At 37.8% G+C, this 12,272-nt stretch carries 4 protein-coding genes; all 4 read right to left on the bottom strand.

The annotated features are described in order from the left end of the window. Positions 1 to 214: 214 nt before the first annotated feature. Complete coding sequence (locus BR52_RS09045; protein WP_051915686.1) at positions 215 to 7,675, bottom strand: LPXTG cell wall anchor domain-containing protein; 7,461 nt, start codon at positions 7,673 to 7,675, stop codon at positions 215 to 217. A gap of 606 nt (positions 7,676 to 8,281) precedes the next feature. Next, entirely contained in the window at positions 8,282 to 9,088 is an 807-nt protein-coding gene (locus tag BR52_RS09050; protein WP_034571741.1) for a MerR family transcriptional regulator, read from the bottom strand. A gap of 26 nt (positions 9,089 to 9,114) precedes the next feature. Next, entirely contained in the window at positions 9,115 to 10,233 is a 1,119-nt protein-coding gene (locus BR52_RS09055; RefSeq protein WP_034571743.1) for an AI-2E family transporter, read from the bottom strand. A 134-nt stretch (positions 10,234 to 10,367) separates the two neighbouring features. Next, positions 10,368 to 12,257 (bottom strand): beta-glucoside-specific PTS transporter subunit IIABC, encoded by a 1,890-nt coding sequence (locus BR52_RS09060; protein WP_034571746.1) that lies wholly within the window; start codon positions 12,255 to 12,257, stop codon positions 10,368 to 10,370. Positions 12,258 to 12,272: the final 15 nt, after the last annotated feature.

Consider the following 12,272-nt stretch of genomic DNA (forward strand, 5'->3'; position numbering starts at 1 on the left):
CCTCCCCGATATTTAGTACTGTTATTATAGCACAAATTCTGTTTATTCGTGCTGTTTTCTATCAAAGTTTGTGAAAAACATTAAAAAAATCGTTGTTTTAACTCGCTTCTTCATGTGAAATACATTTAATATCCATAATAGACTTTTTTTATCCTTCATATAAAAAACCTCTCTAAGAAGGTTCATTCTTAGAGAGGTTCATGGATATTAACGCTTATTTTTTAGCGAATTTTTTTCTTAAGAACAACAATGCTGCTGATCCTAGTGTTAAGAATCCAAGGTAGCTAAACAATGAATTATTTTGCTCTCCTGTTTGTGGGTAGCTATCTCCATTTTTATAGCCTTTTGATCCTTTTCCATTTACTTTAGTCGTTGTATACTTTCCACCGTTTGTCGTTCCTGAAGTTCCTAGATTTCCTGGTTTTCCTGGAGTTGTGCCAGTTCCATTTCCTGAACCTGGTTTCCCTGGAGTGACAGGAGTTCCTTGATTGTTCGTATCGACTGCTAAAACAATTGTTGATGCGGATGGTCCTTCTTTAACATCTCCACCATTAACGCCTTCGATAAGCGCTGTTACTTGGTCTCCAACTTTTAGAACGTAATTGCTTAAAATTGCTCTAGTGACTGGAGTAAGAGCTGCTTTGAATGTTCCATCTTCTGCAACACTGCCTTCAATTGTTGAACCATCTGGTAAGGTAATAATCGCTGTAAATACGGTTCCTTCTGGAATTGGTGTATTTAGAGTCACTTTACCTGTTACAAATTTATCTCCAACGTGAATTGCATTAATAACTGGTTTCGTAATAACATACGCATCCCATGCTTCATTTGGTAAAATAGTTGACGTTACTGGTGTACTTTCTTTCGTTTCCCCACCATGTGTTGCTTCCACAACAATCGTTACATCTCCTGAAGTTAACACATTGTCGCCTAAATCAACTGAGATATGGCCATTTGAATCAACTGGAGCGGTAATAACTGTTCCATCTAGTAAAGTCACAATCGCTGTAAAGCTTGTATCTGCTGGAACTGGTTGATTCAATATTACTGAACCAATAATAGTTTTGTCGCCTGCATGAATTGGATCAATGACTGGGCTAGAAACCACATAGTCTTCCCACGCTGATGCTAGGACAGTTGTTGAGGTTGGCAAGCTTTCTTTTGTCACACCCGCTTTAGTTCCACGGATAACGATTGAAAGAATGTCATTTTTCTTCACTTTTTTAGCACCAAACGGAATACTAATGACACCGTCTGTAGTACTAACTGGTACCTCAATTGTTGAGCCATCGGCTAAGGTCACGACTGCTACAAAAGTTGCACCTGCTGGAACTGGTGTTGGGAATGTTTCTGATCCAGTTAAGATTAAATCTTCCTCGTGAACTTGATTGATTGTTGGTGCTGTAATCACATAGTTGTTCCATTCTGTTTCTGAAGTGGATGGTTCAACGATAGAAGTTACTGGTGTACTATCTTTTGTAACGCCCCCATTGATACCTTGTACAATTGTTGATAATGAGTCGCCTTCTTTAAGGATATTGTCTCCTAAAGCAACAGTAAAGGTGCCATCTGGATTCACTTGTGCTTGAATAACTGTTCCATTTGGTAACGTTACTAATGCTGTAAAGCTTGAACCATTTGGTATTGGAGTAGTTAAGGTTACTTTTCCTGTGATTGTTGTATCGCCTTCATGAACTGGGCTTACTACAGGTGGTGCAACAGTATAGGCTGCCCACGCTGGATCTGGTAAGGCTGTTTGCACAATACTTGTAACTGGAGTACTTAATTTAGTTGCTGTTCCATTTGTTGCTTCCACAACGTTTGAAAGTGTATCGCCAGCTACTGCTGTGTAACTTCCTAATGAAACAGAGATGTTGCCATCTACACCTACAATGGCATTAACTTTACTACCATCTGGTAAGGTTACAACAACTTTAAATGTTGTACCTGTTGGAATCGGTGTGTTCAAAGTGACATTTCCAGTGAGAGTTGTGTCACCTACATGAACTGGGTTTAATACGGGTGCTGCCACTACATAATTTAACCATGCTGGACTTTCAGAAGCTGGTTTAATCGTTGTGACAACTGGCGTACTGTCTTTTATTTCACCATTGTTTGTTGCTTCAATAATCGTTGAAATCGTGTCGCCTTCTTTAGGTGTATAACTTCCTAAAGGTGCTGTAAAGGTACCATCTGGATTCACTGTTGCCGTTACTTTTGTGCCATCTGGTAAGGTTACAATGGCTTCAAAGGTAGTACCTGCTGGGATTGGTGGTGCTAATGCTACTGTTCCAGTTACGGTTGTATCTCCAACATAAATTGGATTCACAACTGGTGTAGATACCACGTAATCTTTCCAACCTGCAGCTAAGACTGTTGATTCAACTGGATCACTATTTTTAATCACGCCACCATTCAAACCTTGAATGGTTGTAGATAAAATATCTCCTGCAGTTAATGTGTTACTTCCCAATGGAACAGTAAAGGTTCCATCTGGGTTAACTACGGCATTCACTTTTGTACCGTCTTTTAAGGTCACGATAGCAGTGAAAGTTGAACCGTTTGGAATTGGTGTTGTTAATGTTACTTTTCCTGTAATTGCTGTATCTCCTACTGAAACAGGTTCAACAACCGGGGATGCGATAACATAGGCTCCCCATGCTGGATCTGGAAGTGCTGCTAAGACAGTTGTCTCAACGACTGGGCTATCTTTTGTAACTCCGCCATTGATTCCTTGAACGATTGTTGATACAATATCTCCTTCAGCTACTAGATTGCTTCCTAACGCTACTGTAAAGGTACCATCTGGATTCACTGGAGCTTGAACCACATTTCCATTTGGTAAAGTTACTAATGTTGTAAAACTTGATCCTGCTGGAATTGGCGTTGTTAATGTTACTTTCCCTGTAATTGCTGTGTCTCCTGCGTGAATTGCATCAATGACAGGTGGTGCAACAGTATAGGCTGCCCACGCTGGGTCTGGCAAAGTTGCTTGAACGATACTCACAACGGGTGTGCTGTCTTTTGTTGCTACTCCATTCGTTGCTTGTACGATGGTTGATAACGAATCACCTAATTTAGGCGTATATCCATTTAATGCAACCGTAATACTGCCATCTGGAGCAACTACCGCATTTAGTTTTGTATTGTCTGGTAAAGTAATAATTGTAGAGAATGTTGTTCCTGCTGGAATCGGTGTGTTCAGAGTAACATTCCCAGTTAAGGTTGTATCTCCCACATGAATCGGATTTAATACGGGTGCTGCCACCACATAATTTAACCATGCTGGACTTTCTGATACAGGTTTAATGGTTGTGACAACTGGTGTACTGTCTTTTATTTCACCATTGTTTGTTGCTTCAATAATCGTTGAAATCGTGTCGCCTTCTTTAGGTGTATAGCTTCCTAAAGGCGCTGTAAACGTTCCATCTGGATTCACTGTTGCGGTTACTTTTGTGCCATCTGGTAAGGTTACAATGGCTTCAAAGGTAGTACCTGCTGGGATTGGTGGTGCTAATGCTACTGTTCCAGTTACGGTTGTATCGCCTACATATACTGGATTAACTACTGGTGTAGATACCACATAGTCTTTCCAACCTTCTGCTAGAACTGTTGATTCAACTGGTGTACTATTTTTAATTACTCCACCGTTGATACCTTGAATTGTTGTAGATAGAATGTCTCCTGCTGTCAAAGTGTTGCTTCCTAGTGGGACAGTAAAGGTGCCGTCTGGATTCACTGTCGCATTCACTTTGGTACCATCTTTTAATGTGACAATAGCAGTGAATGTTGAACCGTTTGGTATTGGTGTTGTTAACGTTACTTTCCCTGTAATTGTTGTGTCACCTACTGAGATAGGTTCAATGACAGGTGCTGCGATAACATAGCCTGCCCACGCTGGATCTGGAAGTGCTGCTAAGACCGTTGTTAAAACAGGTGTGCTATTTTTTGTAGCTGTTCCATTTACCGCTTCCACAATACTTGAAAGAACATCGCCTTCAGTGATTGTGTTTGAACCTAACGAAGCGGTAAAGGTACCATCTGGATTAATTGCTGCGGTTATTTTTGTACCATTTGCTAACGTAATAATGGTTGAGAATGTTGTTCCTTCTGGAATTGGTGTGTTCAATAGAACCGTCCCAGTGATAGTTGTGTCCCCCACATGAACTGGGTTAATCATTGGTGCTGCCACTACATAATTTAACCATGCTGGACTTTCTGAAACTGGTTTAATCGTTGTGACAACTGGTGTACTGTCTTTTATTTCACCATTGTTTGTTGCTTCAATAATCGTTGAAATCGTGTCGCCTTCTTTAGGTGTATAGCTTCCTAAAGGTACTGTAAAGGTGCCATCTGGATTCACTGTTGCGGTTACTTTTGTGCCATCTGGTAAGGTTACAATTGCTTCAAAGGTAGTACCTGCTGGAATTGGTGTTGCTAATGCAACTGTTCCTGTTACAGTTGTATCGCCTACATAAATTGGATTGACAACCGGTGTAGATACCACATAGTCTTTCCAGCCTTCTGCTAGAACCGTTGATTCAACTGAGGCACTATTTTTTATCACACCACCGTTGACACCTTGAATAGTTGTCGAAAGAATATCTCCTGCTGTCAAAGTGTTACTTCCTAAAGGAACAGTAAAGGTTCCATCCGAATTCACTGTAGCATTCACTTTTGTACCGTCTTTTAAGGTCACGATAGCAGTAAATGTTGAACCATTTGGTATCGGGGTAGTCAATGTTACTTTTCCTGTGATGTTGGTATCCCCTACTGAGACTGGCTCAACGACAGGTGATGAAATAACGTAAGCTGCCCATGCTGGATCAACCACTGGGGCTAAAACAGTACTTTCTACTACGGTACTATTTTTTATCACTCCGCCGTTGATTCCTTGAACAATCGTGGATAAGACGTCTCCTTCAGATACAGTATTGCTTCCCAAAGCTACTGTGAAGGTTCCATCTGGATTGACTGGTGCTTGAACCACATTTCCATTTGGTAAAGTTACTAATGTTGTAAAGCTTGAACCTGGTGGAATTGGGGCTGCTAATGTTACCTTCCCTGTAATTTCTGTGTCCCCTGCATGAATTGAATCAATAATTGGGGCTGCAACCGTATAACCTGCCCATGCTGGATCTGGTAACGTTGCTTGAACAACGCTGCTAACCGGTGTGCTATCTTTTGTTGCTGTTCCATTTTTAGCTTCAACAATTGTTGATAAGGTATCACCTAATTTAGGAACGTAGCCATTTAATGCAACTGTAATACTGCCATCTGGGGCAATAATTGCATTTAATTTGGTATTATCTGGTAAAGTCACAACTGTTGAGAATGTTGTTCCTTCTGGGATTGGTGTATTCAAAGTAACATTACCAGTTAAGGTAGTATCTCCCACATGAATTGGGTTTAATACGGGTGCTGCCACTACATAATTTAACCATGCTGGACTTTCAGAAGCTGGTTTAATCGTTGTGACAACTGGCGTACTGTCTTTTATTTCACCATTGTTTGTTGCTTCAATAATCGTTGAAATCGTGTCGCCTTCTTTAGGTGTATAACTTCCTAAAGGTGCTGTAAAGGTACCATCTGGATTCACTGTTGCCGTTACTTTTGTGCCATCTGGTAAGGTTACAATGGCTTCAAAGGTAGTACCTGCTGGAATTGGTGTTGCTAATGCTACTGTTCCAGTTACGGTTGTATCTCCAACATAAATTGGATTCACAACTGGTGTAGATACCACGTAATCTTTCCAACCTGCAGCTAAGACTGTTGATTCAACTGGATCACTATTTTTAATCACGCCACCATTCAAACCTTGAATGGTTGTAGATAAAATATCTCCTGCAGTTAATGTGTTACTTCCCAATGGAACAGTAAAGGTTCCATCTGGGTTAACTGTCGCATTCACTTTTGTACCGTCTTTTAAGGTCACGATAGCAGTGAAAGTTGAACCGTTTGGTATTGGTGTTGTTAAGGTTACTTTTCCTGTAATTTCTGTATCACCTACTGAAACGGGTGCAACAACTGGTGGTGTAATAACGTAACCCGCCCATGCTGGATCTGGTAAGGTTGCCAAAACTGTTGTTAAAACAGGTGTGCTATTTTTTGTTTCTCCTGCATTTGCTCCTTGAACAATACTAGATAAGATTTCGCCTTCAGTAACTGCATTTGCCCCTAATGGTACGGTAAATGTTCCATCTGGATTAATCGTTGCTGTAACTTCTGTGCCGTTTGCTAATGTAATAATAGTTGTAAAAGTGGTTCCAGTTGGAATCGGTGTTGTTAAAGTTGTTTTACCTGTAATTTCAGTATCGCCTGCATGAACCGAATCAATTACTGGAGGCGCTACCACATAGGTGTCCCAACCTGGACTTGTATTAGCTAAAACGGTGGTTGTTACTGGTGTACTTGTTTTTGTAACACCGCCATTAAGCCCTTCAATAACAGTGGATAAGCTATCATTCGTTTTAGGTGTGTAACTACCAAATGGAACTATGAAACTGCCATCTGGATTTACTACAGCAGTTGCTATTGAACCATCTGGTAATGTCACAACGGTACTAAATGTACTGCCGGCTGGAATTGGTGAAGCTAATGCTACAGTTCCAGTTAAGCTCGTATCTCCGACGTGAACGGGGTTAATGGTTGGTGGGGTGATTGTGTATGCTGTCCAAGCTGGGTTTGCAAAATTTAACGTTACGCTTGCTCCTTCAGATTGGATATCGCCTAAGATTCCGGCAGAAATAAGTGAGGTATTAATTGCTCCAGCAGTGATTTTTGATTGAGCTGTGCCAGGTGGTGACACTGCAAATTTAACGTTGTAAGAAGTTCCTGCTAGCAAACTAGCACTAATTAAATTATTTAAAGCCGAACCTGTTAAATTAAGCAACCCATCAACTACTGTGAAAATTGGGTTTAATGCATTTTTTAAAGTTGCTAAAAGAGGGTTTAAAGTTGCACCCGCCAAACCTGTAAATGCAACAGCATTAATCGCATTGTGTAGGGCATCAAATAACCCTTTGAGTAACTGTTTTACATAATTTCCTAATCCATCTGTAAAGTTAACACTGATATATTTGCCATCAGGTGAAACTACACCAGGTAATGTTTCTTGATAATTCCCAAAATTTTGAGCTGTTTTAATTGCTTGAAAAGCCGCAATAACTGGATCTAATGCTGTTCCTTGACCTGCAAGGTTAGCTGCATTATCTAAAGTTGTCAAGGCTGCATCAGCGGTACCTATCAGTACAGGCAACCCAGGTAGTTGAGCTGGTGTAATTGGTAATAATTTAGCATCAATTGCAACGGTTGCCCCGCCTACGACTTTTCCTTGTAATTCAGTAGGTAAAGCAAATACAACTACTTTTGGTGTTCCTAAACCTACGCTAGCTAAAGCATCTCCACTATAAGTTAAATCTAAATCATAATTTCCAGCGCCATTGGGACTAAGATTAGTTCCCGTATTAGAAACAAGTTGCGTATTATTCAAAATACTTACATCTGCTAAAGCAGCTTGAGCTGTTTGTTCTTGGAAACCAATAAAATGTCCATTTTGAAATAATGGAGTAATCGGTGAAGCCAGTAACACTGATGCAGCAGAAACAATAACTGCCTTTTGAAAAACTTTCTTATTCGTTTTTGATTTTTTTGATTGATTCTTTTGACTATTCATTTTTTCTCCCCCTCTTTTTTACAAAATTCAGATTTAATACTAAAAAGCATTCCATAAGCTCTGGTACTTTTAAATCTGTTTTTTATTCCCCCCTATTACGAACCTCTTAAAATTAAAATAAGATTAAATCATACGATTCAATTCTCACTCAAATCAAAAATAACATAATTTTAAATAAAATCAAATAAAAACACTTATCCAAATAAAGACATCTAAGAATAAATAAAATATTTTTAGAACGTTTTCAAAAACACTTCCCAAAGGATTTGATTTTAATTATCAAAAAAACAAAATCCTAAAAATCGCTTAAAAAACAAGTGGTATAGGTACAAACGAATTCATAATTCTAATAAAAACTGGAAAATTTGTGAAAAAAAAGTATAAAAAATATCAATAATTAAAATTATAAACGAGAATATATATTTGAAAAAAAAACAAGAGGCATATATCTTCTCAAATTAAATAGCTACCCGGCTTTCAATTTATTTTGAATACTCTTGTATAATTTTATGTACAACTAAAAAGAAGCAAATCTATTTTTTAACAAATAGCTTTGCTTCTTTTTTTATACTTATCTACATCCAAATACATAGGAGCCATTTAAATTTAAACAATTGGAAAACAAATTTCCGTCACCCATTTTTCAACTTCTTTTTCTTGTGTGGGTGATACATGATAAATATTAAACATCTTGCCTTCAATCTTATATTGGTGATCTTCAATCCAACAAGCAATACTCTCTGTTACATAAGAAACTTGGTGATAACTGCCATTCATTATGACCGTTGCTGCCTTTACAGTCGGTTCTTTTTTTACCTGAACCAATTTAGAATTAAGATTTAATTCTCCCTTAAAACTTGCTTGAATTTCAACATCAACATTCTTTTCTTTATATTCCTTGTCGTGGAAAATAGCTTTGTGTTGACCCAGTTGTTGTAGGTTCACTTTTTCTTTAGCAAGTTCTTCGTACAAAATACTCCATAACTTTCCTTCTTCTTGATAACTTGTTAAATTCGATCTCAGTGAAACTACCTGTTGTTCTGGAAAATATTTCAACTGAACATGGTAATTTAATGGTTCTTTTTGGTACTTCAAAGAATGGATTGAGCGTTGAAGCATTTTCTTTTGATGCGCTAATTTTTCTAATTCAACCTCTACTTCTGTCTCTCGCTTTTCAAAATATCCTTGAAGTGAATTTTCAGTCGTTAACATTTCTTTAATTTCTGATAAACTAAATCCTAGCTCTTTTAGTCGTTGAATTTTATTTACTTTTTTAAGCTGTTTACTACTGTAGTATCGATAACCCGATTCTGTATCAATCAGTTGTGGATTCAATAGATTTAATTGGTCATAATGCCTTAACATTCGTACGCTAATAGTGGATAATTTAGAAAATTCACCAATTTTATACACATTAGACTCCTCCTAATTTTTAAGAGTTAAACTTCATCAATTTCTTCTCGATTTAATGGAATCTCTCTACGATCATCTACCATTCCATATAGGTGATGCAACACAATTTTCAACACAGCATATAAAGGAATTCCTAAAATCATTCCTATTAAACCAGCTAAATTCCCAGCTACTAGCAGGATAAAAACAATGGTTAAGGGATGCATATCAAGAGATTTTCCCATCACCAATGGATAAACGATATTCGATTCACCTACTTGCGTCACAATCACAATAATTGCAACAAGTAAGGCTTCAAAAGGTGAACGAGTAAAGGCGATTAAAATCGCAGGAGTGACTCCCAACCAAGGACCTAAGTAAGGAATAATATCCATCGCACCAGCAATAACACCTAACAATAATGCGTAGGGTAAGCCAATTGCCCAGTAGCCTAACGATGTACAAACTGCAACATATAAACAAACAATTGCTTGTCCGCTAATAAAAGAAGAAAGAGTATGATCCACATCTGTCAAAAGACTGCCTACTTCTTCTTTGTATTTTAATGGAACAAACCGTTGAACAGCTTTTGGAAATTTCTCTCCATCTTTAAACATATAAAATAAAACGATTGGAACCGTGATAACTACAATTGTCACACTTGAAACAATTCCAATAATCGACAATAAACTATCTGTCACGCCAGAAAATGCCCCAGTGATAAATTTCGAAGTGGATAAGTTTAATTCATTTAAGTATTTTTGCAGATCAATATTTTTAAGTTCTGGACGTTCAACTAATAAATTAAACTGCTTTTGTCCCTCTTTCATCATAGCTGGGAAATTTTGAATCAGTTGTGTTAACTGTTCTAATAAATTGGGAATCAAATTTACTACTAACAAAACAAATAGAACAATCAATACAATAAAGACTAATAAAATGCCCCAAATTCGTTTTATTTTCAAACGATTCTCCAAAAAATTGATTAGAGGGTTCATAATATAATATAAAAACCCTGCAACTAAAACTGGTGCAAATAGAGTTGAAACAAAAGTGCCAATTGGTTCAAATAAAAATCCTATTTTAGTGCTGACAAAAATAAGTGTTGCAAAGGCCAATAATTCAATTGTCCAAAAAAAGAGTCTTGATTCTTTTAATTTATTCATACGGTATTCTCCTTATCGTCGCATTTTCATTTATCGCGTGTATTCTTATTTATTTTAACATGTTTTTTAAATAAATGATTCCATTGAAACTAATACAAAAAAAATAAGCGATGTTGCCATCGCTTATTTCCTAACTAAATGACTACAGTCATCAAGTAATCCTTCCCATTCAGTTCTGTTTTATCTGTTGTTAGTACATCTAAAAAATCTGCTGAGTTTGTCACTACAATTGGTGTAATTACTGGAAAACCAGCCGCTTTTATTTTTTCAATGTCAAATGAAACAAGTGATTGACCTACCGTTACGTGCTCTCCTTGTTTTACATGAGTGGTAAACCCATCACCATTCATTTGAACCGTATCCATCCCAATATGCATTAAAATTTCAGTGCCATCATCAGATGTGATGCCAATAGCGTGTCCTGTTGGGAAAACAATGGTCACAACACCTATAACAGGAGAAGTTAGCTCGCCAACTGTTGGCTCAATTGCCATTCCTTTTCCTAATGCGCCACTTGCAAATGCTTCGTCAGCAACATCTTTCAGTAAAACTGCACGTCCTGTTAACGGACTTTCAATTACTTCTTTTTCAATATATGTTGATGGATCGGTGTCATTGTTCAATTCTTCAGTTGTTGCACTTGTTGTAGCCGCAGTAACAGTTGGGATAACATCATCAAATCCTAAAATTAAAGTTAACACTAATGCTAAGACAAAGGCAATCGCTGTTCCAATAATCGCAACCATGACATTTGAAGCAATTGCTGAATCTGTACTAATAAATGAAGGTAAGCTTAAAATACTTACTAAACCAAATGCAAAGTTTTTAACCCCTGCAAACCCGATAATCGCTCCACCAATTGCTCCACTGATACAACCATAAATAAATGGTTTTTTTAATTTCAACGTTACTCCATAAACCGTTGGTTCAGTAATTCCAAAGAAGGCTGTTAACGTTGATGAACCTGCTAAAGCTTTCATTTTTGTATCTTTTGTTTTTAAGAATACGCCTAACGCTGCTCCACCTTGAGCCAAAACTGCTGGCAATAGCATTGGAACCATTGTATCGTAACCCATTTGTGATAAGTTGGTCATCATGATTGGCACAAAGCCCCAATGCATTCCGAAAATTACTAACACTTGCCAGAAACCACCCATAAATGCACCTGCAACCATTGGGCTTAGACCATAAATCATACTGTAAACATAACCTAGACCATCCCCAATAAATCCGCCTAATGGGCCAATTGCAATAAATGTTAACGGAACCATTACAAGTAATACTAGAAGTGGTACAAGGATAATTTTGATAAACTCAGGAACAAATTTTGTAAAGAAACGTTCAACGTAGCTTTGAATCCAAACTGCTAGAATAATTGGAATAACGGTTGATGCATAAGACATCAATGTGATTGGAATTCCAAAGAAGGTAATCGCATTTCCAGCTGCCGTCGCTGCATCCATCATTGGGTGCATCAAGGCTGCTGCAAGTCCTACTGCAACAAATTGATTGGTATTGAATTTTTTAGCTGCGGTAAAGGCTAGGAAGAATGGTAAGAAATTAAAAATACCATCGGCTGCAGCAAATAGAACAATATACGTTCCAGATGTTGCTGAAAGCCATCCCATTACAGTTGCTAATGATAGAAATCCTTTTAAGACCCCGGCTCCAGCCATTGCACCTAAGAATGGAGTGAAAATACCCGAAATAATATCAATTAATGTACTTAAAAATGAGCCTTTTTCGCCAGACTCTTCTTTTTCACCTGTCGATTGATCCAAATTCGAAATAGCCATTAGATCTTTATAAACTTCGTTGACGTTGCTACCAATCACGACTTGGTATTGACCGCCGCTTTCGACTACAGTAATCACACCTTCATGTGCTTCTAAGCCAGCACGGTTGGCTTTTTTTGCGTCTTTTAATTTGAAACGTAAGCGAGTTGCACAATGTACAACTGAATTTACATTTTCTTCGCCACCTACTAACACTAATACGTCTTGTGCTATTTGTCTGTTATCCATGTTCTCGATCTCCTT

It is taken from the genome of Carnobacterium divergens DSM 20623, from assembly GCF_000744255.1.
GTDB lineage: Bacteria > Bacillota > Bacilli > Lactobacillales > Carnobacteriaceae > Carnobacterium > Carnobacterium divergens.

Coding starts and splice junctions, on each gene's coding strand:
- BR52_RS09045 (WP_051915686.1), bottom strand. CDS start 7,675: ATGAATAGTCAAAAGAATCAATCAAAAAAATCAAAAACGAATAAGAAA.
- BR52_RS09060 (WP_034571746.1), bottom strand. CDS start 12,257: ATGGATAACAGACAAATAGCACAAGACGTATTAGTGTTAGTAGGTGGC.
- BR52_RS09055 (WP_034571743.1), bottom strand. CDS start 10,233: ATGAATAAATTAAAAGAATCAAGACTCTTTTTTTGGACAATTGAATTA.